Source organism: Streptomonospora alba, assembly GCF_000826685.1.
GTDB lineage: Bacteria > Actinomycetota > Actinomycetes > Streptosporangiales > Streptosporangiaceae > Streptomonospora > Streptomonospora alba.
Genome location: NZ_JROO01000027.1, coordinates 70,400 through 94,867, shown reverse-complemented (window position 1 = coordinate 94,867; position 24,468 = coordinate 70,400). Strand labels below are relative to the sequence as shown.

At 72.6% G+C, this 24,468-nt stretch carries 20 protein-coding genes; 6 read left to right on the top strand and 14 right to left on the bottom strand.

The genetic code is table 11. The annotated features are described in order from the left end of the window. Positions 1 to 76 precede the first annotated feature (76 nt). From LP52_RS13990 to LP52_RS13975, 4 genes are all read right to left on the bottom strand, one after another. Entirely contained in the window at positions 77 to 955 is an 879-nt protein-coding gene (locus tag LP52_RS13990) for a LacI family DNA-binding transcriptional regulator (RefSeq protein ID WP_040273908.1), read from the bottom strand. Next, the gene (locus tag LP52_RS13985) at positions 952 to 3,450 is read right to left on the bottom strand and encodes a glycoside hydrolase family 2 protein (protein WP_040273907.1); all 2,499 of its coding nucleotides are present in this window, start codon (positions 3,448 to 3,450) and stop codon (positions 952 to 954) included. Before LP52_RS13985 ends, LP52_RS13990 begins: the two co-directional genes overlap by 4 nt. 301 nt (positions 3,451 to 3,751) lie before the next feature. Further along, positions 3,752 to 5,338, bottom strand: coding sequence for a PQQ-dependent sugar dehydrogenase (locus tag LP52_RS13980; RefSeq protein WP_169775369.1), 1,587 nt, complete (start codon positions 5,336 to 5,338; stop codon positions 3,752 to 3,754). Between the two features lie 294 nt (positions 5,339 to 5,632). Beyond that, positions 5,633 to 6,472 (bottom strand): alpha/beta hydrolase, encoded by an 840-nt coding sequence (locus LP52_RS13975; RefSeq protein WP_040273905.1) that lies wholly within the window; start codon positions 6,470 to 6,472, stop codon positions 5,633 to 5,635. A 359-nt stretch (positions 6,473 to 6,831) separates the two neighbouring features. On the opposite strand from LP52_RS13975, the gene LP52_RS13970 reads away from it, so the two are divergent. Next, a complete protein-coding gene (locus LP52_RS13970) occupies positions 6,832 to 8,112 on the top strand; it encodes an ROK family transcriptional regulator (protein WP_040273904.1) in 1,281 nt (426 codons plus the stop codon). A gap of 65 nt (positions 8,113 to 8,177) precedes the next feature. Here LP52_RS13970 and LP52_RS13965 read toward each other — a convergent pair whose 3' ends face one another. From LP52_RS13965 to LP52_RS13955, 3 genes are all read right to left on the bottom strand, one after another. After that, the gene (locus LP52_RS13965) at positions 8,178 to 8,990 is read right to left on the bottom strand and encodes an ArsR/SmtB family transcription factor (protein WP_040273903.1); all 813 of its coding nucleotides are present in this window, start codon (positions 8,988 to 8,990) and stop codon (positions 8,178 to 8,180) included. A gap of 208 nt (positions 8,991 to 9,198) precedes the next feature. Further along, positions 9,199 to 10,176 (bottom strand): aldo/keto reductase, encoded by a 978-nt coding sequence (locus LP52_RS13960; protein ID WP_040273901.1) that lies wholly within the window; start codon positions 10,174 to 10,176, stop codon positions 9,199 to 9,201. A 529-nt stretch (positions 10,177 to 10,705) separates the two neighbouring features. After that, positions 10,706 to 10,927, bottom strand: coding sequence for a hypothetical protein (locus LP52_RS13955; RefSeq protein WP_040273900.1), 222 nt, complete (start codon positions 10,925 to 10,927; stop codon positions 10,706 to 10,708). A 489-nt stretch (positions 10,928 to 11,416) separates the two neighbouring features. On the opposite strand from LP52_RS13955, the gene LP52_RS13950 reads away from it, so the two are divergent. Further along, on the top strand, positions 11,417 to 12,187 hold the full coding sequence (locus LP52_RS13950; RefSeq protein WP_238580920.1) for a hypothetical protein: 771 nt from the start codon (positions 11,417 to 11,419) through the stop codon (positions 12,185 to 12,187). A gap of 142 nt (positions 12,188 to 12,329) precedes the next feature. On the opposite strand, the gene LP52_RS13945 is transcribed toward LP52_RS13950, so the two are convergent. Beyond that, positions 12,330 to 13,094 carry a DUF4429 domain-containing protein gene (locus LP52_RS13945; protein ID WP_052809828.1) on the bottom strand — a complete coding sequence of 255 codons (765 nt, stop codon included), beginning with the start codon at positions 13,092 to 13,094 and terminating at the stop codon, positions 12,330 to 12,332. A 267-nt stretch (positions 13,095 to 13,361) separates the two neighbouring features. Between LP52_RS13945 and LP52_RS13940 the strand changes: the two genes are divergently transcribed. Together LP52_RS13940 and LP52_RS13935 are read left to right on the top strand one after the other, a co-directional pair. After that, positions 13,362 to 14,015, top strand: a complete 654-nt coding sequence (locus tag LP52_RS13940) for an acetate uptake transporter family protein (protein ID WP_040273898.1) — start codon at positions 13,362 to 13,364, stop codon at positions 14,013 to 14,015. Positions 14,016 to 14,446: 431 nt separating this feature from the next. Beyond that, positions 14,447 to 14,974 carry an EF-hand domain-containing protein gene (locus LP52_RS13935; protein ID WP_040273897.1) on the top strand — a complete coding sequence of 176 codons (528 nt, stop codon included), beginning with the start codon at positions 14,447 to 14,449 and terminating at the stop codon, positions 14,972 to 14,974. Between the two features lie 331 nt (positions 14,975 to 15,305). Here LP52_RS13935 and LP52_RS13930 read toward each other — a convergent pair whose 3' ends face one another. The 6 genes from LP52_RS13930 to LP52_RS13905 all read right to left on the bottom strand — a co-directional run bounded on the left by LP52_RS13930 (position 15,306) and on the right by LP52_RS13905 (position 21,566). Continuing rightward, a complete protein-coding gene (locus LP52_RS13930) occupies positions 15,306 to 15,737 on the bottom strand; it encodes a DUF6917 domain-containing protein (RefSeq protein ID WP_238580919.1) in 432 nt (143 codons plus the stop codon). Continuing rightward, positions 15,734 to 16,744: a Gfo/Idh/MocA family protein gene (locus LP52_RS13925; RefSeq protein WP_084723181.1), complete on the bottom strand. Its 1,011-nt coding sequence runs from the start codon at positions 16,742 to 16,744 to the stop codon at positions 15,734 to 15,736. Before LP52_RS13925 ends, LP52_RS13930 begins: the two co-directional genes overlap by 4 nt. After that, positions 16,744 to 17,937 carry an Ldh family oxidoreductase gene (locus LP52_RS13920; RefSeq protein ID WP_084723180.1) on the bottom strand — a complete coding sequence of 398 codons (1,194 nt, stop codon included), beginning with the start codon at positions 17,935 to 17,937 and terminating at the stop codon, positions 16,744 to 16,746. The genes LP52_RS13925 and LP52_RS13920 overlap by 1 nt, the downstream gene beginning before the upstream one ends. Positions 17,938 to 18,182: 245 nt before the next feature. Continuing rightward, positions 18,183 to 19,517, bottom strand: coding sequence for a M20/M25/M40 family metallo-hydrolase (locus tag LP52_RS13915; protein ID WP_238580918.1), 1,335 nt, complete (start codon positions 19,515 to 19,517; stop codon positions 18,183 to 18,185). Then, complete coding sequence (locus tag LP52_RS13910; RefSeq protein WP_084723179.1) at positions 19,514 to 20,461, bottom strand: sugar phosphate isomerase/epimerase family protein; 948 nt, start codon at positions 20,459 to 20,461, stop codon at positions 19,514 to 19,516. Before LP52_RS13910 ends, LP52_RS13915 begins: the two co-directional genes overlap by 4 nt. Then, a complete protein-coding gene (locus tag LP52_RS13905; protein ID WP_040273895.1) occupies positions 20,445 to 21,566 on the bottom strand; it encodes a Gfo/Idh/MocA family oxidoreductase in 1,122 nt (373 codons plus the stop codon). The genes LP52_RS13910 and LP52_RS13905 overlap by 17 nt, the downstream gene beginning before the upstream one ends. A gap of 500 nt (positions 21,567 to 22,066) precedes the next feature. Between LP52_RS13905 and LP52_RS13900 the strand changes: the two genes are divergently transcribed. Next, positions 22,067 to 23,311, top strand: coding sequence for a DegT/DnrJ/EryC1/StrS family aminotransferase (locus tag LP52_RS13900; protein WP_084723178.1), 1,245 nt, complete (start codon positions 22,067 to 22,069; stop codon positions 23,309 to 23,311). Next, the gene (locus tag LP52_RS13895; RefSeq protein WP_052809826.1) at positions 23,308 to 24,462 is read left to right on the top strand and encodes a DegT/DnrJ/EryC1/StrS family aminotransferase; all 1,155 of its coding nucleotides are present in this window, start codon (positions 23,308 to 23,310) and stop codon (positions 24,460 to 24,462) included. The genes LP52_RS13900 and LP52_RS13895 overlap by 4 nt, the downstream gene beginning before the upstream one ends. The last annotated feature ends 6 nt before the right edge of the window (positions 24,463 to 24,468 follow it).

The window sequence follows — 24,468 nt, the reverse complement described above, 5'->3', positions numbered from 1 at the left end:
GACCAACCCCCGGCACCGGCAAATCTAGCGCCTCCCGAGGCCGGGGCACGGACAGGACCGGCGCCGGGCGCCGCCCCTACACGGCAGCGTGCACTACCGGGCGGGCCGTGCTGCCGCGCGGGGTGATGCGAGCGGCCGGCGACCAGCGCTCGGCCACCGGCGCGCCGGCGGCGGCCTCCAGGACCGACTCGGCCACGGTGATCCCGTACTGGTGGACGTCCACGCTCATCGTGGTCAGCGGCGGCGAGGAGAGCCGGCACTGCGTGGAGTCGTCCCAGGCCACCAGGCTCACCCGCTCGGGCACCGGCACGCCCAGCTCCGTGGCCGCCTGCAGGCCCGCCACCGCCATGACGTCGTTGTCGTAGAGGACGGCCGTGGGCGCGTCCGGCCGCCGCAGCAGCGCTTCGGTCAGCTCGGCCCCGGACTCTGCGGAGTAGTCGCCCTCCACGACGATCGGCGGCTCCACGCCGGCTTCGCGGCACCCCTCCTCCAGCGCCGCGGTGCGCTTGTGGGTGTGCAGGAGGGTGGTGGGCCCGCTGACCCGGGCCACGCGGCGGTGGCCCAGGTCCAGCAGGTGCCGCAGCGCCTCGCGCACCGGAGCGGCGTCGTCGGTGCGCACGGACGGAGCGTCCGGGGCGCCCTCCCACGTGCCTACGAGCACCGCGGGCAGCCCCAGCTCGGCCAGCACGCCCGGCCGCTCGTCGCCCGCGGTCAGGTTGACCACGGCCACCGCGTCGACCAGTCCCCGCGCCGCCCAGCGGCGGTAGGCCTCCAGCTCGGCCCGCTGATCGGCGACGATGTGCAGCAGCACCGACATGTCGCGCCGGGCCAAGCGCTCCTCGATCCCGCCGATGAACTCCATGAAGAACGGCTCGACGCTGAGCAGGTGGGCCGGCCGCGCCAGCACCAGCCCGATCGCGCCCGCCGCGGCGGCGGCGTCCGGCGAAGGGCTCATGCAGCGCCGGCCGCGTGCGCGACCAGTCCGTTTGCGCAGCGCAGTACCAGCGGACCGGTCAGCTCTTCGGGCGCTATGCGGGCGCCGGTGCGCACGGTGAACGAGCGCGTCTCCCCGGCCGTCATCGGCACCAGCATGTCGTCGACCACGGCGTCGGGCGCGACCCGGTCGGCCAGGATCGCGACGTCGCGGGCGAAACCCCGCGCCCGCACGTCGACCCGGTAGCCCTCGGGCACGGCGGTGGCCACCGCGCTGAGGGGGTCGGGGTCGTAGGCCAGTTCGGGATCCTCGCCGAAGGTGTGCACGGTGCGCGCGTCGTCGGTGGCGGCCACGAGTAGCTCCTTGCTCGGGTCGGCCGGGGTGCTCAGGGAGCCGGGAACCTCCAGTCGGACGGCGGACCGGGCTCCTGCGGCCAGCTCGATCCTAGCCGCGTCCAGCGCCTCGCCTGCGAAGTCCTGCCGCTGGAGGTGCACATGGCCGCTCCAGTCCTCGTCGGTGTCGTTGACCGCGACCAGAGCGAGCCCGCCATCGCGCGGTTGGAAGGTGAGCAGGCGCGGCGCGTAGGCGTGGCGCAGGGCGTAGTAAAGCGGTTTGGGGCGCTCGTCGCCGTCGACCGCGGCCCACGAGGTCACCGGCCAGCAGTCGTTGAGCTGCCACACGAGCGTGCCGGAGGTGCGCGGCCACCACGACCGGAAGTGCTCGACGCCGAAGGCGACGGCCCGCGCCTGGTTGAGCTGGGTGGCCCAGTGCCAGTCGGCGAAGTCCTCGGGCACCGGCAGGTGGCCCTCCAGCCCGCGGTGCAGCTTGCCGTTGCCGTCGTTGGCCTTCTGGTGCAGCAGGAACGCCGGCGAGGTGGGCGTGAGCGGGGAGTCGTGGATCCAGGTGGTCAGGGTCCTCCAGGTGGGCGGGCCCTGGAAGCCGAACTCGGCGCAGAAGCGCGGCACCGTGGTGCGGTAATGCGTGTAGTCCGACTGGTTCCACACGTCCCACTCGTGGCGGCAGCCGTGGTCGGGGTCGTTGGGATGCACCCCGCCGGGCCGGTGGCCGGGGCTGCACGGGCTGCCCTCGACGTAGGGCCGGGTGGGGTCGAGCTCGGCGACCACGCGCGGGAACAGCTCGTAGTAGTAGTGCTCGCCCCACGTTCGGCCGTCCAGCTCCTGTTGCCAGCCCCAGTCGGCGAAGCCCCACAGGTTCTCGTTGCCGCCGTTCCACACCGCCAGCGAGGGGTGCGAGCACAGCCGCGCGACGTTCTCGCGCGCCTCGGCCTCGAACTCCGCGGCCAGCGGCTCCTCCTCGGGGTAGGCGGCGCAGGCCAGCGCGAAGTCCTGCCACACCAGCACACCGCGCTCGTCGCAGACGTCGTAGAAGTCCTCGGTCTCGTAGACGCCGCCGCCCCACACCCGCAGCATGTTCATGTGGGCGCCCAGCGCCTGGTCGACACGGCGCTGGAGCCGCTCGCGGGTGATGCGGGTGAGGAAGTGGTCGTCGGGGATCCAGTTGGCGCCCTTGACCGCGACGAGCCGGCCGTTGACCGTGACGACGAAGCGCTCGCCGAACTCGTCGGGGGAGGTGTCCACGGTCACCGTGCGGAACCCGATCCGCCGGTGCGCGGCGTCCAGGCCGGCCTCCGGCTCCGCGGCGCCGGGCGCCGCGGAGAGTGTGACATCGAGGTCGTAGAGCGGCTGGTCCCCGTAGCCGGCCGGCCACCACAACCGCGCGTCGGGCACCTCGACCACGGCCACCGCCTCGCTCGCCCCGGCGGGCACGCCGACGCGGGTCTCCACTCCGCCCGCGCGCGCCGTGACGACCAGGTCCGCGCCCGTGCCGCCGCTCTCGGCGTGCTCGATGCCGACATGCGCCTCGACACGGCCGGTGCCGTGTTCGTCGACGGTGATCAGCGGGCGCACGCCGGTGATCCGGGCGCGCTTCCACCGCTCCAGCCGCACCGGTTTGAAGATGCCGGCCGTCTGCAGGTCGGGGCCCCAGTCCCAGCCGAAGGAGCAGGCCATCTTGCGGACCATGTTGTAGGGGTGGGCGTTGGTGTGCGGGCGGTGGCCCAGACGTTCGCGCTCCTGCTCGGCGTAGTCCAGCGCGGGGAAGAAGTCGACGGTGAGTTCGTTCGCGCCGCCGCGCAGCGCCTCGCGGACGTCGAAGCGGTAAGCGCGGTGCATGTTGGCGGTGCTGCCCAGCCGGTGGCCGTTGAGGTGCACGGTGGCGACGGTGTCGAGCCCGTCGAAGGCCAGGTCGACCCGCTCGCCGGGCTGCGGCGCCGCGGCGTCGAAGGTGAGCGTGTAGCGCCACGCCGTGCGGTGGGCCCAGGCGAGGCCGGTCTCGGCGGTGTCGAGATAGGGATCGCCGATGAGGCCGGCGGCGAGCAGGTCGGTGTGCGCGCTCCCGGGCACCTGCGCCGGGACGCTGCGCCCGGCGATCTCCTCGGGCACCGGTCCTGCCGTCGTGGACAGCAGCCAGTCCTCGTGCAGGGTCTGACGCTTCATCTGCGCATCACTCCAGGCTGGGGCCGCCGCGGGCGGCAGGGGTGGAAGGGTGTCGGCGGGGCGCCGGGGCTCGCCGGCGGATCTCGGGGCTCGGAGAGATTCTTACGTCAGCGAATAAAGTAAGTCAATCGAGGCTTTCGCCCTACGGCAAGGCCCACGTCATGGTCGCATGACGAACGCCGGCACCCCCGCGCCGCGCGCGGGTATGCCGGCGTCGCCGTTCGGACCGCCCCGTAGCCGGTCCTGGCCCCCGGAGCCCGCCGGGACGCGCCCGGGAGCCCGTGAGCCCGTGAATCCTGGGTCAGCCCTCGCAGACCGACCCGTTGACCCGGAACTCCTCAGGCGGGGGGTTGTCACCGGAGAACGTCGCCTGGACGCCGAAGCGCCGAGTCCCGCCCGCCGGGATCACGCTGTTCCATCCCAGGTCGCTCGCCGAAACCGTGGCCCCCTCCTGGGTGACCTCGGCCTGCCAGGCGTTGGTGACCTCCTGGTCGCCGGGGTAGTCCCACTCCGCGGTCCAGCCGTCGACGGGATCCTCGCCGGTGTTGGTCACCTCCACCGACGCGGTGAACCCCTCGCCCCAGTCGCTGTCCACGCTGTAGTCGACGGTGCAGTACACGGGCGGAGGAAGGGCCTCGAAGCCGACGCGGTGCAGGCCGCCGGGCAGGTCGGTGACCGCGTACAGCTCGCCGGAGGCGTCCGCGCCGAACGCGGTGACCTGGATGGGCAGCTCCCCGATAGGCTCGGTGGCGTACTCCCCGTCGCCCGTGGGCCGGATGCCCCAGGTGTTGGCGCTGCAGTAGTCGGTCATGACGTAGGTCCCGTCGGCGATGTCGGCGTACTCGCCGCCGCGGTAGACCACGCCGCCGGTGACCGAGCAGTTGCCGTCCTGGTGGTCGTAGGAGAACGCCGGGTCGGTGTAGTCGGCCCCGGTCTCGCAGCGCTCGGCGTCGAACTCGTCGGGCCCCTCGCGGCAGGGCCAGCCGAAATTGGCGCCGCCCTCTCCCGCCGGCAGGTGGTTGACCTCCTCCCAGCTGCCCTGGCCGACGTCGGCGATCCACATCGACCCGTCCGCCGGGTCGAAGGAGAAGCGCCAGGCGTTGCGCAGGCCGTAGGCCCAGATCTCCGGGCGGGCGTCGGGCACGGAGACGAACGGGTTGTCCTCGGGCACGCAGTAGGCGTCGGCGCAGGAGTCGCCGACGTCCAGCCGCACGATGGTGCCCAGCAGCGTGGTGAGGTCCTGCCCGTTGTCCAGGCTGTCCCCGGCGTTGCCGCCGTCGCCCAGGCTCCAGAAGAGGTGGCCGTCGGGGCCGAACTCCACCTCGCCGCCGTTGTGGTTGGTGTACTCGCTGTGCTCCTCGGTCAGCAGCACCTCTTCGCCGTCGGCGGGAACGCTCGCCTGGTCAGGGCTCTCCATCGGGAAGCGCGAGAGAGTGAGGGTTCCTTCGTCGGCACTGGTGTAGGCGACGTAGAGCTCGGGATCGTTCCCGAAGTCGGGCGGGGTGGCGATACCCAGCAGCCCTTGCTCGTTGCCTTCGCTGGTGATGCGGTCGCCGATGTCGAGCAGCGGGTCGGCGGCGAGCCCGGTGTCGGGGTGGTAGACGCGGACCGCACCGGCTTCCTTCTCCGTGATGAGCATCCGCCCGCTGCCGTCGCCGGCCGACTCGATGTCGGTCGGTCGTCCGAGGCGGTCGGCGTCGGTGCGCGTGCTGGTGACCTGTAGCCGCTCCAGCGGGAGCTGAGCCTGGGCGGAGGAGGCGGAGGCGGGCGTCTGCGCGCCCGAGCCCGCGGTCTCGTCGGCGGCGGCGGGCGCGGCCAGGGTCAGCGCCGCGAAGGCGAGCGCGCTCGCCGCCGCGGATACCCGCCGCGCCCATCGGTGGTTCGACATTTTCGGCTCCTGGGAATACGGAATCCACCCACTCGGCACGCGAATCCCCCAGTGTGTGCCACCTCGCTCGGAGTGGTCATTGCAGCCACGAGGGTAAACCGGTATAGCGCTCCGCCGCCAGGGATGTTCCGCCTTCCATGGGAGGGCTCCCATGGATCAGTGCAGGTCGTTTCCCATAAACGCTCCGCGAATTCCGTGCGAAAAGGGCCGGCGAGCGCTTCGGTCGCGGACGGCCGAGGGGAGGTGCGCTCGCCGGCCCCTGAGCGGAGCCGGTCGGACGGGGGACCGTGCCTCCTACTGCAGGTTCCTCTGCCGGACCTCCCAGTCACCCGAGCAGAGGCCGCAGTCGGACCCGACGAACTCCTGGCGGGCCTGCTGGTCGCCCTTGAGCTGCCACTTCAGCCACTCGGCGCCCACCCGGCCGTACTCGCCGCCGTTGGGCTCGCCGAACGTTCCGGTGTGGCCCACGTCGAGGCTGCCCAGGAACGCCGGCAGCTCCGACGGGATCCGGTCCCAGTCGTCCAGCGCGTTCTCGTGGGCGATGTCGCTCTCACCGCCGGTGAAGTAGGCGATGGGCGCCTCCAGTCGGCGCAGGCGCCAGTTGTCCAGGTCGCTGAGCATGCCGCTGTTCCACAGCACCGTGGTGTCCACGCGGTCGTCGTCGGAGGCCTCGTAGGCCTCGATGCCGCCGCAGGACTGCCCCATGACGGCGATCGCGTCGGTGTCGAGGTGTCCCCGGTAGCTGCTGAACCACCGGTCGTCCTCCTCGACGGCCCAGTCGATCGCCTCGGTGAGCATGTCGGAGTCGGTGCTGCCGGACCCGCCCGGGCGGCCGTTGGCGATCACCAGGAAACCGTGCGAGGCGATCTCCAGCAGGAAATTCTCGAACATCGTGCCGTCGGCCCGGCACGCGCCGTTGCCCCAGACGACGATGGGCAGGCGCTCGTCCTCGGGCAGGTTCGCGGGACGGTAGATCGTGTGGTCGTCGAGCCTGAAGGTGGTGGTGTATTCGGCGTTAAAGGGGCCGGTACCGGCGGCCGATGCGGGCACCGCCGAGCCTGCGAGCAGGGCTGCGGCGGCCGATAACGCGATGAGTGCGGCCGAAATCCGGTGGGCGAGGTTTCGCTGTCGCATATCACTGCTCCTTAAGAGCTGTGCCGGGGGAATTGTCGTCCGGCGGTTTTCCGGCGCCTGACAATTGAATATTCAGCATCGCGGAAAGGGCGTCAACGGGCCTTGCGGTGATACGGGTCGTTTTACCGATGCCCGCCGGCGGAAAGCGCGCACGCCGTTTGCGCCCGCGACGGGCGGCGACAGGCCGCGCCCGGGTGCGGGCGCGGCTGCCCCGGAACCCGGGACGCTCGGACGCGGCCGCCGTGCCCGTTCAGCCCGGTGCGGCGGGAGCGGCGGTAGACTGCGCGGGTGCCGGAGGCATCCGGGCGGGTCGGCCGCGCTGCGCCGGACCGCGACGGAAGGTGAAGCGGAGGTTGCACGTGGGCGCGCCGGCTCGGGCCATACCGCATGCGAGCAGCCGGGCGGCGGTACTCGACGTGATCCGCGCCGCGGGCACCATCAGCCGCGTCGGCCTCATCCAGGCCACGGGGTTCACCGGCGCGACCATCTCCACCGTGGTCCGCAAGCTCATCGAGGACGGCCTGGTGGTCGAAACCGGCCGCGCCGAGTCCACCGGCGGCAAACCGCGCGTGCTGCTCCAGCTCAACCAGTCCTCGCGCTACGCCGTGGGGGTGCACCTGGACCACTCCGGCATCGCCTACGTGCTCACCGACCTCGGCGGCTCCGTCGTCGCCCGCATGACCCGCGCGGGCGCCGGCACCGACGACCCGCCCGCGGTCGTGGAGCGCATGGCCGCCGAGGTCGCCACCCTGATCGAGGGCGTGGGCGTCGACGAGGAGCGTGTGCTGGGCATCGGCCTGGTCTCGCCGGGACCGCTCACCCCCGCCGCCGGAATGGGCCCGGCCCCGCCGATCATGCGGCACTGGGAGGACTTCCCGCTGGACCAGGAGGTGCGGCGCGCCACCGGGTTGCCGGTCGTGCTCGGCAACGACGCCACCGCCGCGGCGCTGGGGGAGTACTGGTCCGGCGCGGTCAGCGGCTCCTCGACCTTCGCCGCCGTCTACGTCTGCACGGGGATCGGCTCGGGCATCCTCATCAACGGCATCCCCTACCACGGCAGCAGCGGCAACGCCGGCGAGATCGGGCACATCTGCCTGGACCCCGACGGTCCCGAGTGCTGGTGCGGGGCGCGCGGGTGCACCGAGGTCCTGGCCGGCCCGGCAGCGGTCGTCGCCCGGGCGCGCGCCGACACGGCGGTCGCCCGGGCCGCGGGACTGGACGAGGCGGGCGGGCGCGGCCACTCCTCGGTGGCCGCCGACTTCGCCGCCGTGGCCCGCGCGGCGCGCCGCGGCGAGCCCGGCGCCCGCGCGATCGTGGATCGCGCCGCGCGCTACCTGGCGGTGGCCACCCGCACCCTGGCCAACGTGCTCGACCTGGACCGCGTCGTGCTCACCGGCCAGAGCCTGGCCGTGGCAGGCTCGATGTATCTGCCCGTCGTCCGGGAGGAGCTGGACCGCGCGTTCTTCTCCCGCGCCACCCACCCGGTCGCCGTGCAGATCTCCACCTCGGCCGCCACGGCCCCGGCCATCGGCGCGGCCACCATGGTCCTGCAGTCGGAGCTGGTTCCGCTCCAGCCCGGCACCCGCATCCCCGGCGACACCCGCCCGGAACGAGCCGCCCCACGCCCGGTCGGCACCTGAGCGCAGCGCCTCCGGTGAGCGCACGCCGGGGGTACCCAGCCGTGCGCTCACCGGGCGCCCCGCCTTCAGTCCAGCTGCAGCGTCTCGCCGGACTCCAGCAGCGTCTTGAGGTTGGACAGGACCACCGGCCAGCCGCGGCTGACGCTGCGCAGCATCTCACTGCCCGGTTCGAGGTCGTCGTGAGTGACGGTGAGCTTCACCGCCGACCCGGCGGTCTCGATGTCGAAGGTGACCTTGGAGCGCCGCTCGCCGCGCCGCTTCTCGAACTCCTCCGGGCTCCAGCCCGTGTACTCGGGCATCTCGGGCTCGTATCCGTGCCACCTGTAGGAGAGCCGGCGTGGAGGATCGGCCTCCAGCACCCGCTGGTCCCAGTCGTGCTTCCGGTCGTCGGCGGTCGTATTCCACAGCACGGGCGAGCCGACCTGCCAATCGGAGCTGGGGTAGCAGCCCTCGAAATAGCGGGCGGTGAACGCGGAATCGGTCAGGGCCTGCCAGAGCCGCTCGGGTGTGGTGCTGATGTAGGTGACGTAGACGAAGCTCGTCGCGCCGCCGGTGTCGTCGCCGCTCATGGTGCTTTCCTCCAAGGCCTGTCGGAGATCGGCGAGGGCGCGTGCCCTCGCGCGGTCGTAGCGGTGGATCCAGCGGTCGGCGATGTCGTTGATGGGCGCGGCGTTGAGGTAGTGCAGCTTCTCCCGGCCGTGCCGGGCGGTGGTCACCAGTTCGGCGGCCTCCAGCACCGCCACGTGCTTGGCGACGGCCTGGCGCGTCATGTCCAGACCGGCGCACAGCTCGCGCAGGCTCTGCCCGTTGCGCGCGTTCAGCGCGTCGAGCAGTCTTCGCCGACTGGGGTCGGCCAACGCCTTGAAGACCTCGTCCATATCCGTCCAACGATCGTAAACGCAACCGCAAGGTTGCCTGTCAATTTACGCAACCTAGAGGTTGCTTGTCAAGGGCGGGTCCGGAGGGCTCCCGAACAGCCGAAGAAAAGAGCCCCGGCACCGCGGCGCGGAGGCCGCGGTGCCGGGGCACCTCATCGCCGGGCACGTGTCGCCGGTCCGCCGACGGGCCGGTACGCGCCGACGGCTGTCACCAGCGGTGGTGCACCTGCGGGCGGACCAGTTCGTCGTAGACCTCGCGCACGGCGGTGTGCACCTCCTGCGGCAGCGGGTTCAGGAAGCCCGCCGCCGCGTTGCCGCGCGCCTGCTCGCCGTTGCGCGCGCCGGGGATGACCGTGCTCACGCCCGGCTGGTCCAGGATCCAGCGCAGCGCGAACTGCGCCATCGTCATGCCCTCGGGCACGACCTCGCGGATGCGCTCCACCGCCGCCAGGCCGGTCTCGAAGTCCAGGCCGGAGAAGGTCTCACCCACGTCGAAAGCGTCGCCGGCGCGGTTGAAGTTGCGGTGGTCGTCCTCACCGAAGGACGTCTGAGCCGTGTACTTGCCCGACAGCAGGCCGCTGGCCAGCGGAACCCGGGCGATGATGCCGACCCCGGCCTCGCGCGCGGCCGGCAGCACCTCCTCCAGCGGCTTGTGCCGGAAGGCGTTGAGGATGATCTGCACGCTGGCCACCCCCGGCCGCTCGATCGCGGCGAGCGCCTGCGCGCAGGTCTCCACGCTCACCCCGTAGGCGCCGATGCGGCCCTCGGAGACCATCGCGTCAAGATCGTCGAAGACCGCGTCGGAGGCGATCACCTCGTCGGGAGGGCAGTGCAGCTGCACCAGGTCGACGGTCTCCACGCCCAGTTCGGCGCGGGAGCGGTCGTTCCACGCCCGGAAGTTGTCCGGGCTGTAGTTGCCGAGTTCCTGGGGCACCCGCCGCCCCATCTTGGTCGCCACCGTCAGGTGCGGGTACTCCTTGAGGATCCGCCCGACCAGCCGCTCGCTGCGCCCGTCGCCGTAGACGTCGGCGGTGTCGATGAAGCTGACCCCCGACTCCACCGAGGTCCGCAGCGCCGATAGCGCGTCCTCCTCGCTGACGTCCCCCCACGCCGCGCCGATCTGCCATGCGCCGAACCCGATCGCGCTGACGTCCCTGCCGGTCTTGCCGAGCTTGCGTTCGTCCATGCCCACCGACCCTAACGCCCGCTGAACCGCTCCCGAAGCCCGCGCTCACCCCGCCCCGCCACCGACCCCCGCGTCAGCCCGGCGCCCGCCCCGGCCCCTGCCCCGCCACCGCTTTCATCGTTGATCTTGTACCTACCGTCACGGGAAAACGCTCTCCCTTACGGTAGGTACAAGATCAACGGGTTCGGCGGTCGGCGTATGCGGCGCGGCGTACGGGGGGTGCCTCAGCCCGGCGTCGCGGGTGAATCGGGCGCGCGCCTCCTCGGTCGGTCTCGCGGCGGCCAGCGCCCGCCCGCACCCCAGCGGGCGACGGCGACGCCCTCCCCGCAATGACCGCTCGACGGCGGCGAACCGACCAGGTTGCGACTCTCGCCGATTCTGGAGGACGAGAACGGTCGAATCGGGCGGTCGGTGGCGAGCGCCGCGTGAAGGGCGGCGCCCCCGGGGTGCATCGCCGTCGTGTCGGCGTTCCGACCGTCCGGGGAATTCACTCGCTGCCCGGTTTTAGGAGGCAGGGTGCTTGGCCGGCCTATGCGGTTCCGTTCTGTCTGAATCGCTCGATCGCCTCCATGACGATCTCCGGGTCGATGCGCACTGCCGCCTCTCCAGGGAGCGGGTCCTGTACTGCCGACATCTCGGAATCGGTGAGCTCCACCCCCTGAACGACCAGTTCACCCGTGTCGGCGACGTAAACGGAGGGGCATCCTTTCGCGCCGGACAGCTTGTCCTTTGCGAGCAAGGTGAGTTTCATGATCCCCCATTCGGTGAGTTATAAATCGCGATCACGCTAACACGGGGAATTCGTGTGCTCCAGGGACGGTTCGGTTGTTTTCGACTGCGGTAATGGCGTACTCGCCGGGGAAAACCATCGAAGGGCCGGCCGGCTCGGTTCCGGTAGCCGGTCAGGACGAGCGGTCCCAGGCGGGCGGACTGGTGTACGCCGGGAACGCCCTCCGCGGCCGACCGTCCACAAGGTGGCGGTTCGGGTGGAGGCCCGGTGGGGGTGCGCAGCAGCATCGAAGGTATGCGCACTCCTCCACCGCCATCGCCTGCCTCGCCCGGCGCCATCGCGACGTTCCCCGCTGCGGCTCACCGTGCTGCGGCGCTGGCCGCGCAGCAGCACGGATTCATCACCTGGGGCCAGGCGTTGGCGTGCGGTGCCGACAACGGTCTCATTCGGCGCCTCCTCCGCGGCCGGCACTGGGCCAGGGTGTATCCGCGGGTGTACGCAGTCCGTGGCATGCCCGAGCCCGCCGACGAGAACCGGCGGTTGCATCAGCGGGTCATGGCCGCCCAGCTCTCCCTCGGCTCCGCCGCGTTCGCCGGGGGCGGGACCGCCGCGCGCCTGTGGGGCATGCAGGGGCTTCCGCGGTGGGACGGCCAGGAGGTACACATGGTCATCCCGGCCCTGGGCGCTCAGCGGCACGTGCGCGGCATCGTCCTGCATACCTGGGACACCGCTGAAGACGAGGTAACCGCCACCGAATCCGGCATCCGCCTGACCACTCCGGGCCGTACCCTGCGCGACACCCTGCTCCACGTCGACCGTGAGACCGGTGTCTGCCTGATCGACTCCGCGCTCAACCGCGGGCTGGTCCGCCGCACCGACCTTCCGAAGCTCCACGCCGCCAACCGGCGCCGCAAGGGGTGCCGCCGCGTCGGCGACTGGTGGGCGTTGGGCGACGACCGGGCGCAGAGCCCGCTGGAGACCCGGATCCGCCTCGTCTGCGTGGACGGGGGACTGCCGCCCACGTCCCTGCAACGCCCGTTCACCGACGCCCGCGGCCGGATCTTCGCCGTCGCGGACCTGTGGTGGGAGGACCTGCGGGTCATCGGGGAGTGCGACGGCCTCGGCCCCCACAGCCAGACCGAGGTCCTTGCCTACGACCGCGAGCGCCAGAACGCCCTGCAGGCCAGCTACCCCGGAACGCGCATCGTCCGGTTCACCTGGGAGGACACCTACCGCCCCGCCTACGTCCTCGCCACCGTGGCCGGCAGCGACCGCCGCTGACCCGCCCCCGCTCCCGCCCCGCTCCTGTCCCTATCCCTGTCCCTGTCCCTGTCCCTTCGCCGTCCCGATTCCCCGTTGATCTTGTACTTACCGTGAGGGAGAGCGTTTTCCCGTGACGGTAGGTACAAGATCAACGGGGGGTTCAGGCTTCGAGCTGGCCCTTCGGGCCCTGGTTGCGGGTCCACAGGTAGGCGGTGATGGTTGCGGCCATCATCAGGGCCTGGGCGCCCTCCTTGCCCTCGTCGCACAGGAGGCAGGCCAGGTCGTGCTTGGGCTTGGTGACCTCCGGGCGGACCTCCTCGGTGGTGTTGAGGCGGAGGTGGCCGTACTCCCAGCCGTCGGAGGGGACCCATTCCACGTCGGTGATGTCGGCGAGGGCGTACTCGCGGCGGTGCGCCTTCTTCTTGCGCGACGCGGCCGAGGAGCCGCTCCAGATGAGCCGGACGGTCGAACCGTCGAAGGCGGCCGTGCCCTCCGCGGTCTGGATGTGCAGCGGCAGGGGCGGGACCAGGCGTGTGGCCAGGTGAGGGCCGGGGGCGCCGAGCTCCGAACGCGCGCCTTCCTCGGCTGCCCTGCCGGCGGCGAAGCGGATCTGGTCGGCCAGATACTCGGCGACCAGCTCCGACTTGGCGGGCCCCACCAGCCGGAAGGGCTGGGAGCCCTCGCTGAGCATCGCGCCCACGGCCGTGTAGGGGTCGGTCCTCTCGTGCAGCCGCAGCCGCAGCGCCCAGCGTTTGCGCTTGCTGTCGGACAGCTCGAAGTCGACGGCGGCGACCGCCGCGACCGGGACCATGTACCGGCCGAGCTCCTTGAGCATGTCGTCCTTGAACATCCCGGTGAGGAAGCGGATCGACACCGTCTCCCCGTCGAAGCGCCAGTCCGCCCGGTCGCCGCGCAACTCGTCCATGGAGGGGAGCCTAGACGCCGTCCATCGCTTCCGCCGACCCGTGCACCCCGCTTCCGGCGGGTTCCGGTGGCCGTTCCCGGTCCCTGCTGCCGCCGCCGCGGCTCGGAGCGATCGGCCTGTCGTTCGCGTTTAGGCAGGGCACAGGCGTCAAGCTGGTCTGGTAAGGACAACGGCCGCACGCAAGCCGAGGGGGAGACACCGATGACAGCGCCAGAACCCGAACCCGGGCCGGGATCCGAACGGCCGGCACGCTCCGCTCCACCCGCCGTGCGGATCGGTCTACGCCCCGTAGCCAGCCCCGCGCCGATGGGCTTCGCGGCCCTGGCCGTGGCCACGCTGCTGCTCAGCATGCTGCAGCTGGGCTGGCTGTCCTATGGCGACGGCACACACGTGTCCATCGCGGTCATCACGTTCGCCTTTCCGTTGCAGCTGATCGCCGGCCTGTTCGGCTTCCTCGCGCGCGACGCCGTCGTCGGCACCTCCATGGCCGTCCTCAGCGTCACCTGGCTGGCGACAGGCGTGGTCAAAGTGACCTTGCCGGTGGGCACCGTTACCAGCCCGACGCTGGGGGTGCTGACGCTGGCCGTGGCGCTCATTCTGCTCGTGCCCGTCGCGGGCGGCGCTGAGACCGGAAAGCTGCTGGCCTCGACCGTGCTGCTGGCCGCGTCGGTGCGCTTCTTCTTCACAGCCGGCTACGAGTTCACCGGCGCTCAACTGTGGGCGACGGTCGCCGGCCTCGTCGGGTTGGTGCTGTGCGTCATCGCCCTCTATGCGGCATTGGCTCTGCTGCTCGAGGACGTCTGCAAGCGCGCCGTCCTGCCCGTCTTCCGCCGCGGCGTCGGCAGCACCTCGGCATGGGGCGATCTCCGCGACCAGCAGGGCGATATCGAAAGCGAGGCGGGCGTGCGCGAGCGGCTGTGACGCCGCGCGTGGGCGGGTGAAGCGGATTCACGTTTTCGGGGACGGCGATTGGGCGCGGCCGGGACCGGATGCGGGAGTCCGGTACCATAATTCCGGCCCTCCTGAACGGTGACGCCGGGGAAATCGGCCGCCGCGGCACCGGTCGGGCCGGGCGGACGAATCGGCTGGCCTCCCGGCTTTTCCGGCGTTCCTGCCATCGTGTATATGTCCCTGCGAACGCGGCGAATCGCTGGAACGGTTTCCGTGGGTTTGTGTCGGAATGCAGTGGAATCGCTGCTCGTGGCGCTGGTCTGAACGCGCAATTCTTCGGTATTCGATTTCGCCATGACGGTGGACTGCCGTGTGCGGAGTGATAGCGTAATCAATGAAGCTTCGCATTCCCGGTGCCGCGGTAAACCGGGTGTCCATCGCCCCTTGTTGAAAGGTCGATAATGGCGAGCAATGTGAAAGAGCGCGAGCGCCTGAACGAGCGGTTCGTCCACTGGGACAACAACGGCGACGGCACCATCGACCGATCCGACTTCGAGGCCGAGGCGCGCGAGATCATGCGCAACCTCGGCGAGGACGAGACCTCGCCCCGCGGGCGCGCGGTCTACGACGCCTACACCCAGATGTGGGACTTCCTGGCGAGCAAGGCCGGCCGCAGTTCCCTCAACTCCGACGAGTTCGCGGCGGTGGCCGAGGCCGAGATCATCAGCCAGGGCGACGCCGGCTTCAGCCGAGTGCTGCGCCCGACCATCCGCGCCATCGTCGACCTCCTCGACACGGACGGCGACGGCCGCATCAGTCCCGACGAGTTCAAGCGCTGGCTCGACGCAGTCGGCGTTGCAGCAGACCCCGGCGACATCTTCGGCCGCATCGACACCAACGGCAACGGCTACCTCAGCGTGGACGAGCTCATGGCCGCTGTGCGCGATTACCACCTGGGACGTTCCGACGTCCCCCTCCTCGGCCGGTAGCACACACGGCCACGCCGGTCCGCCCGCGACAGAGGGGGTGCGGGCGGACCGGCAGCCGCCGCCGGGCGCGCCCCGGTCCCCTCGGGCGCGGCCGGCGGTGAGCCGGGGGTTCCTTCCCGCCCTTGTGCGGTGGGGAGGAACCCCCCGGGAACCTCTCCGGCCGCTCGCCCTAGTCACTGCGGCGATGGGGTGCAGTCGGCTCAGCGAGCGAGCCTCCCCCACCTACCGGATACGCTCCGCGCCGCGTGCCCTCCCCTTGCCGGCCCCGGCCCCCTTGCCGCCGAGCGTGATCCCTCCCTTGCACGCTGCGCACGCTGGACCACCGGGCTCCTTATCCGGTGCTGAGCACAGGGGCCTCCTCGCGCACCTGCGTGAACTCCACCCGGTCTTCGGGGGCGAGGCCGAGTTCGGCTCCCGTCAGCGGCGCCGGGGTGTGTACGAGGATGTTGTAGTGGTTGGGGAAGTGGCATCCGTCGAACCCCAGGACCGTGCCCACCACCCGCCCGTTCACCCGCACCTCGTCGCCGCGGTCGACGACGCCCGCGCAGGCGATCTCGGCGAACCCGAGGAACGCCACCCTGTCGATCCGCGCTCCCTCTGCGGTTTCGGTGTGGTCGGTGGCGACCAGTTCGTGCACCTCCCCGGCCCGCACGCACCGGCTCGCGAACGGCAGCAGCTCCATGCCGCGCTCCTCGCGCCGGTGGATCAGAACCTTGACCACCGCGCCCGCGACCATCCGCTTGTCTCCGTCCTCGCCGATCACCGGTTCCCTCCGTCCGTGTCGGCCGCCGCGGCCTCCGTCGCAGCCTCCGCCTCCGCTTCCGGCGGCGCCGGCTCCCGATCGCCGGCCCCCGTCGGGGGTGCGGCCGTGTAGGCCGCGTCCACGAGGCCCAACGCGGCAGGCCCCGCCTCGTCCACCTGGGCGACGGGGCTGCGCAGGCGGTGCTCGAAGTCGCGCAGCACTTCCGCGTACTCGTGCCACAGCGACTCCTTGAACTCCGAGTACCCGCCGAGCATGTCGGCGGAGTCGGTGCGCCCGTCGGCCAGCCGCACCCACACGTCCTTCAACTCGCCCCCGTAGGACCAGTCCAGCTCCACCGCCGCCGTGGCGCGAGGCCGGGAGCGCAGCCGCACCCACGCCCGCCGGTCGATCCCCTCGGCGTCGCGGGCGATGTGCGCCTCGGTCACCGACAGCTCGCCCAGCAGCATCCGGGCCAGGTCGAAGGCGTTGGGGCCGTTGTCGGCGACGCAGCCGCCCCCGCACCGGTCCGGGTCGAGGTACCAGGAGTCGCGCCCGATGTGGTCTTCGATGCGCTCCAGGTAGCGCACGCGCACGGCGGCCACCGGAGCCCCGCGCGGCAGGCGGTCGACCAGGGCGCGCACCGATCGGTTGTAGCGGCGGTGGAACGCGGTGAACAGGGTGACGCCGCGCAGCCGGGCCTCGGCCTGCAGCGCCGCGCCGTCGAAGGGCAGGGTGGCAAGGGGCTTCTCCACGCATACGGGTACACCTGCGGCCAGGGCGTCGCGGCACAGCGTGGCGTGCAGGTGGTTGGGGGCGCTGACGACCACCGCGTCCAGTCCGGCGTCGCTCAGCAGATCGCGGTGGTCCAGATAGCAGGGGACGCGGCCCCGCAGTGGCGTCAGCGCCTCGGGGTCGCGGTCGCACACCGCCGCCAGCTCCAGCGACGGCAGGCGTTTCAGCGCGGCCACGTAGAACCGGGAGATGAAGCCCAGCCCGATGACGCCGATACGCAGCGGGGCGTCGGGCATCAGCGGCCCCCGATCACGGAAGGCGGCGCGGTTCCGGCGGTGTCGGCGACCTCGGCCAACTCCTGCAGCAGCGCCTGCGGCAGCGGAACCCCCTCCCTTCGGTGCCGACGCGCCAGCTCGGCCTCGTGCCAACCGGGATAGCGCACCGGTTCGTCGGGATCGGCCGGCGGAGAGGCGAGCACCGCGGAGAACAGGGCTCGGGCGTCGGCGCCGAAGCCCTCACGCAACCGGTTCGGGGCCACGGCCGCGGCGATGAATCCGATGTCGTCGTCGCGGCGGCCCGCCACGTCATCCTCGCCCTCCTCGCCGTCGGCCGGCCCGAGCCCGGCGCCGGGCAGCAGCGCGGCCAGCACCTCCACTGCCAGAGCCAGCCCGAACCCCTTGTAGGCGCCGCCCGAGCGCGCGGCTTCGCCCGCGCCCAGCCACAGCAGGTGCGCCTCGCCGCGGTCGAAGGCGGTGGCGTCGGTGACGGGCGCACCGTTGGAGTCGGCCAGCCAGCCCGCGGGAACGTCGCGCCCCGACCGCGCAGCCTCACGCACCCGGCCGGTGGGCGCCGCCGTCGTACTCATGTCGAGCACGAACGGGCGGCCGGGCACGGCGGGCGCGGCGACGCTCAGCGGGTTGGTGCCCAGCAGCGGCAGTCGTCCGCCCGGTGGGGGCGCGATGCGCTGGCGCCCGCAGTTGGCGGCGACGATCCCGATCATGCCGCGCTCGGCCGCCCGCGCGGCGTGGTGGCCGGCGCAGCCGAAGTGGGTGGCGCCGCGCACGGACACCAACCCGACCCCGTACCGCTGCGCCCGCTCCACAGCCGTGTCCATGGCCGCGCTTGCGTGCCACAGGCCCGGCGCGCGGCGGGCGTCGACGAGGACGGCGGCGCCGCGGTCGGCGTAGGTGCGCGGTTCGGCGCACGGGTCGATTCGGCCGTCGGCCAGAGCGGGCAGGTAGATGCGGGAGATGTTGGCCGAGCCGTGGGAGGGGTGACCGCACAGGTCGCCGTAGCACAGCGCCTCGGCGGCGGGCCGCGCGCGTTCGGTGGGCAGGCCGTAGGAGGTGAGGACGCGCTCGGCGAACGACAGCAGTTCGGCGGCGTCGACGCGGGGACCGCCGTCGCCGGGGCTTGTCGGGCGGACTTCCGTGGTGCGGAGGTCAGGCCCGCGCGCGGGTGCCGAGCGCCGGGTGTCTGGGGCTGCCACGGTGCATACCGCCTTTCGTGGTCGGGTGCATGAGAGACGGGAGGCGCTGCGCGTCGCGTGCTCTTGCCGCGCCGCCGAGCGTGAGGACGGGTTCTGCACGGTGCACCGCCGCTCGGCGGCACGTCGGCTCGCTGGCAGGGCGGGCTGCGCCCACCGCCGCGGCCTCCGGGGCGAGGGGTGGGGTGATTCCCGGGTGTGCTGCCGCCTGGGGGCGGACGCCGCTGCCCCCGCTTTCGCGGTCGGGATCACCGCGCCTGCCCCCTCGGGTGGGGTGCGGGCGTGGCGCCGGCGCGGTGGTCGCGGGCGAAGGCGGTGAGTACGCGCGCGACGGCGTCGGCGAAGCCCCCCAGCTCGGCCAGCGAGGCGAATTCGCCGTCGGCGTGTGCGTTGTTGGCGGCCAGGTCACCGGGGCCGAGCACCGCGGCGGCGGCTCCGGCGACGCCGTCCATCCAGATGGCGTCGCAGGTGAAGGCCTGTTCGTCGGGGGGCCAGAGGGGCAGGCCCGCGTCCTCGCCCAGTAGGCGGTGCATCCACGGGTCGGCGCAGTCGAGGGTCGGCAGGCCGCGCTTGAGCCACTCCAGGCGGGTGACGCCGCGGGCCTCGGCCGCGGTCAGCGCGAAGGCCGGGGCGTCGGCGAAGCGGGCGGAGAACTCCGCCAGGCCCTCGTCCAGAGCGGTCTCCACCGCAGCGCCGAGGCGGTGCCCGGCCGCGGCGTCGGCGTAGGGCAGGTTCAGCAGCAGTTCCCCGGTGCCGTAGACCCTGTTGTGCAGGGTGCCGGTGTTCAGCCCGGCCACGCACGCGCGCTCGGCGCCTTCGGCGCGGGCCGACAGCGCCCCGGCCAGATGCTGGGCGAGGAAGCCGAGCAGCACCGTGGCGTTGTGGCCCTCGCCCGGCCTGTCGTCGATCGCGTCGCTCCCGGCCACCCGCACCCGGGCGGTCATCGCGGCGGTGGAGCGAGGCAGGTAACGCAGCCCCGTGGGTTCGCAGAACAGGTTCAGCCGCCCGACGAAGCCCTGCTCGACCAGCGGGCGGGTGCCGAAGGCGCCCATGGCGCCGCCCTCCTCGCCGGAGACCGCCTGGATCAGCACGCCGATGCCGGAGTCGGTTCCGATCGAGGGGTCGCTGCGCAGGGCCGCCCGCACACCCGCCAGCAGTGCGACGGCGGGGCCCTTAGCGTCGGCGGCGCCGCGGCCGTGCACGTCGGTGCCGTCGAAGCGCGGCGGCTCCCAGCCCGCGACGGTGTCGAGGTGGACGTTGAACATGGCGGTGGCCGCGCGGGGGCGCGGCGGCCCCAGTCGCAGCACCAGACTGGGCTCGGCGTCCAAAAAGCCCGGGTGTGCGTCGGCGGCCTCGCGTGCGGCCAGCGGGACGCCGGAGCGCTCCAGGACGCGCGGCTGGGGCGCCGCGTGGTGGACGGAGGTGAAACCGATGCCTGCGGCGGCGTCGGCGTAGGCGTCCTGAGCCTCGCGCAACCGCGGCGGCGCCGCGCCGGGGCCGGTCTCCAGACGGCCGGCCGTGGGCAGTTCCAGCAGCCGCAGCAGCAGTCGGCGGTCGCCGGCCTCCAGCGGCACGGCGCTCACTGCGGCGTCCCCGTTTCCGCGGCGGGCTCCGGGCGCGCGGAGGCGGCCACGGCCTCGGCGGCCAGCGGTCGCAGCGCCTCGCCGGCGGCGACGAAGGCGTCGACGTCGCCGGTCCCGGCGGCCCGGTGGGGGAGCAGCGACAGGTGCGGCTCGATCGACCAGGTACCGCGATACCCCCGCTCCAGCAGCAGCCGCAGGCACTCGGCGACGCCCGCGCTGCCGCGCCCCGGCACCGTGTAGGCGGGTTCGCCGCCGGGGACGGGCACTGCGTCCTTGACGTGCACGTGGGCGACACGGTCGGCGATGTCGGCGAGCAGCGCGGGGGCGTCGTAGCCGTGGGCGACGCCGTTGCCGGTGTCGAACAGCAGTCCCAGGGCAGGGCTCGCCACGGTGTCGAGCAGGTCGAGCATGCGGTCGGCGTCGTCGGCGGCCCACCCGGCGCAGTTCTCGGCCAGCAGGACGATGCCGCGGTGTTCGGCGGCGGCGCACAGTCTGCGCACGCGCGCCACGGCGCGGCGGCGCCACTCGCGCTCGCCGAGGCCGTCGTCGGGGTAGGTCATGATGCGCACGGCGCGGGCGCCCACGGCGGCGCAGCGCGCGGCGAGGATCTCCAGCTCGCGCAGATCGGTGTCGAAGGGGCCGGTGATCGGCCGGGCCCAGTTGCCGATGCCGGAGTCCAGGCAGCACACGGACATGCCGCGCTCGTCCAGGGCGGCGGCCAATCCGGAGAACGCGGCGTCGTCGAGGTCGGCGACGGGTCGGCCGCCGACGGTGCGCACCTCCAGGGACCGCCAACCGAGCCGTTCGAGCGCGTCCAGCTGGTCGGCCGGGTCGCCGCCTGCTTCGTCGCCGATGCCGGCGAAGGCGATTCCGGGTGCGGGCCCGGGCAGGTCGGCGGCCGGTTCCAGGACGGGGCCGGGGCGCTGTTCAGGCGGGGTCGGCATGGCTGATCATCCCCTCTCCGCGGAGCCCGCCGCCCGCAGTCGGGGCGGGCGGATCGGCGCACAGCGCCTTGGCGGCCGTGAGCAGGCGCACTGCACGCACCTGCAGGCCGAAGGCCTCCTGTTCGGGGAGGCGGCGCAGTCCGGCGAAGTGCTCGTAGGCGCCGAGCATGAAGTCGGCCAGCGCGTCGTCGTGGAAGACCAGGTGTAGGGACCCGTCCTCGGTGGCGGCGCGCAGCTGGGCGGTGTCGTCGTCCTCGCTGCAGGGGTAGTGGCCGACCAGCGTGCCGCGATCGAAGTCCAGCGTGATGCGGCGCTCGCGGGTGGGCGCGGTGAGGTCGGAGAATACTTCGGTGGTGGCGCCCGAATGGTGGTCCAGCACCAGACGGGCCTGGCCCAAGTGGGGGATCTCGACGTTGCCCAGGGCCATGTCGCTCCAGGAGGCGGACTCCACCCGTGCGCCGCCGGCCAGGGCCAGCGCCACTCCGACCGCGTGGGGGAGCTCGACGTCGAAGACGGTGGGATGGGCTCTGCTGGTCAGCGAGCGCAGGAACCGGGGTTTGCGCTGGACGACGGAAACCTTGCGCAGGCGGCCCAGGTCGGGCGCGGAACGTGACGCTCCGTCGCCGCCGTGGGAGCCGAGCCCGTGCAGGCGCCCGTCGCGCGCGGCGGCGCGCAGGCGGTGAGTGAGGGCACTGGTCAGCCATTGGGCGACCACGGCCATCCGCAGATCGAAGCGGCGGCGCAGGCGCAGTACGGCGGCGAGCTCGCGCTCGTCGGCGGCCAGCGGTTTCTCGACCAGGATGCGGCGGTAGCCCAGCTCGGCCAGTTCCTCCAGCAGCGCCGTGCGCACGCCGGGCGGGGTGCACAGGTGGACGACGGTGCGGGCGGGGTCGGCGGCCGCGGCGGCTGCGCGCAGCGATGCGACCTGGTGTGCGCCTGCGGGCGGCGCGGGGGCGGGGGCGGCCGCAGGCTGGGGGTCGAAGGACAGGGCGGGACCGGGGGCGAACACGCTGCGGCGCCCGGCAAGGGCTCCGGCCCGCGCCAACGCCGGCAGGTGCAGGCCGCGCCCCGCACGGCCCAGACCGACGACGAGCGTGTGCAGCATGGCGGGTGCATCACCTCCTGTTTCGTTCTCCTCCGAGTGCGCGCGGGAGGGTGCAGCGCACAGGCGGCCAGGGAATTCACGCTCCGCATTGGCGAACGGGATTCGGTCATGCGCATGGCGTTCTGAGATTGCGCATTTTTTGGGGGGCGTCCGGGGGTGCGGTGCGAATGAATCCAGGTTCACGCCGCGGTGATGCGGTTGTCAACCTTTGATTTCGCTCTGTGGATCCCCGGTGCGATTGAATCTGTGCATTTGCTTCCTGGCTTGCGGTGAAGCGCGGTGAAGTGCGGTTTCTGTCAGTGCTGTGTCGGAATGAGGGGAAATCGCCGTGCAGGGTGCCGTGCACCGGCGGCGGCTGCTCGGATTCCGCGGATTCTCCGGTTAGCCGCAGAGGGTGCGGGGCATAATGGCGGCGGATCTGGAAAACCGGTCACCGGAAAACACGGCCCCCCGTAGTTCGAATCGTTTTCGTCCGGACCGAATTAACCCGAGGGTGACGTATGAAGCCCCCCTTTCCCGCCACCGCTTCGACCGTGCCCGCCGCAGCCCGCGATCCGGCCCCGCTCCCGCCGGAGGAGGCGGCTCCGCCGTCGATCCCGTTCTTCAGCCAGCGGGAGACCTTCGCGCGGCTGTGGCCCGACATCCGCCGCCACTGCGGCGACGTCCTCGACACCGGCAAGTTCTCCCATGGAGGCAAGGTCGCCGAGTTCCAGGCCGCGCTCGCGCAGTGGACCGGCGCCCGCCACATCGTCGGCGTCAACTCCGCCACCGACGCGCTCGTGCTGCTGCTGCGCGCGGCGGGGCTGCAGCCCGGCGACGAGGTCGTGGTGCCGGCGTTCAGCTTCATCGCGTCGGGCTCCTCGGTCGCCCTCGCCCGCGGCCGCCCGGTCTTCGCCGACATCGACCCGGTCACCTACGCCGTCGATCCCGCCTGCGCCGAGGCCGCGGTCACCGGTCGCACCCGGGCGCTGATGCCGGTCCACCTGTTCTGCCAGATGGCCCACATGGAGGAGCTGCGCGCGCTGGCGGACCGCCGCCGGATCACCCTCGTCGAGGACAGCGCCGAAGCGATCGGGATGCGCTGGAACGGGGTGCACGCCGGCCTGCTCGGCGCCGGCGGGGTGCTCTCGTTCTTCCCCGCCAAGACCCTGGGGGCCATCGGCGACGCCGGCGCGGTCATCACCGACGACCCGGAGATCGCCGACACCGCGGCCGCGCTGCGCCACCACGGGCGCCGCGGCGACACAGTAGCCGACTTCACCCGCATCGCCACGCCCACCAGCCTCGTGGGCCACAACAGCAAGATGGACGACCTCCAGGCGGCGGTGCTGCTGGCCAAGCTGCCGCACCTGGCCGCCGACATCCGCCGGCGCGCCGAGCTCGCCGCCGCCTACACCGAGCGGCTGCGCGACGTCCCCGGAGTCCTGCGCCTGCCCACCGTGGTGCAGCGCTGGGCGACGGCCGACCCCGTCTTCTACGTCTACCTGGCCGAGTTCGACCGGCGCGACGACCTGGCCGACCACCTCGCCCGCAACGGCGTGGGCACCGAGACCTATTACCCGGTGCCGCTGCACCTGCAGCCCTGCTTCGCCCACCTGGGCTACCGCAAGGGCGACTTCCCCAACGCCGAGGCCGCCTGCGCCCGCGCGCTGGCGCTGCCGCTGTACCCCGACCTCTCCGTGGACCGGATCGACCGGGTCTGCGCGCTCATCACCCGCTTCTACACCGGGAAGGGGGCGGCGTGATCCCGTTCTTCCCGCCCGACCTGTTCGAGGCCGACAGGGCCGACCTGCTGGAGATCATGCACGCCGTGGGCACCGGCGCCGACCAGCGGTTCATCCTCGGCGGGCGCACCGCCGCGTTCGAGGACGCGCTGCGCCGGCGGCTGGGCGCGGCCGACGCCGTCGCCTGCTCCAGCGGCACCAGCGCGCTGAGCCTGGTGCTGTCGGCGATGGGCGTCGGCGAGGGCGACGAGGTCGTGGTCCCCGCACTGGGCTGCGCGCCGCCGGCCGCCACCGTCTGCGCGCTCGGCGCCGTCCCGGTCTTCGCCGACGTCGATCCGTGGCGGCTGGTCGTCGCCCCCGACGCCGCAGAAGCCGCCGTCACCGGCCGGACCCGGGCGCTGATGCCCGCGCACCTGTTCTCGGTGATGGCCGACATGCCGCGCTTCGCCGACATCGCGCGCCGCCGCGGCCTGCGCCTGGTCGAAGACTCGGCCCTGGCCCAGGGCGGCGAGCTGGGCGGCACCCCGGCGGGCCTGTGGGGCGAAGCCGGTGTGTTCTCCTTCGTGCAGGTCAAGACGTTCGGCACGGCCGGCGAGGGCGGCGCCGTCGTCACCCGCGACACCGGCCTGGGCCAGGACGTGCGGATGCTGCGCAACCACGGCCAGGACGGCGTGCACCGCTTCGTCCACCACCGCGTCGGCTACAACAGCCGCTTCGACGAGATCCTCGCGGCCTTCCAGCTGCACCGGCTGCCCGGACTCGACGCGCGGCTCCAGCGCCGCGCCGACATCGCCGACTACTACACCGACCGATTCGCCGACCTGGCAGACCACGGGATCTGCGCGCCGCCGCCGGGTCGCGACGGGCGCTGCTTCTACGTCTACACGCTGCTGACCGAGGCCCGTGAGGAGCTCAGGGCCTACCTGGCGCGCGAGGGGATCGGCAGCCACGTCTACTACCCGCGTCCGCTGCCGCACCAGCCGGCGTTCGCCCCCTACGCCCCGCCGAACGGCCGCTGGCCCGCGGCCGAGTCCGCCGCACGGCGCAACGTGTCGATCCCGCTCTACCCGCACCTGAGCGACGCCCAAGTCGAGCACATCGCCGATTCCGTCTGTGCCTTCGCCCGGCTCGGCCGGGAGGAGGCCGCCCTGCAGAGCCACCGAGCACCTTAGGAGCGT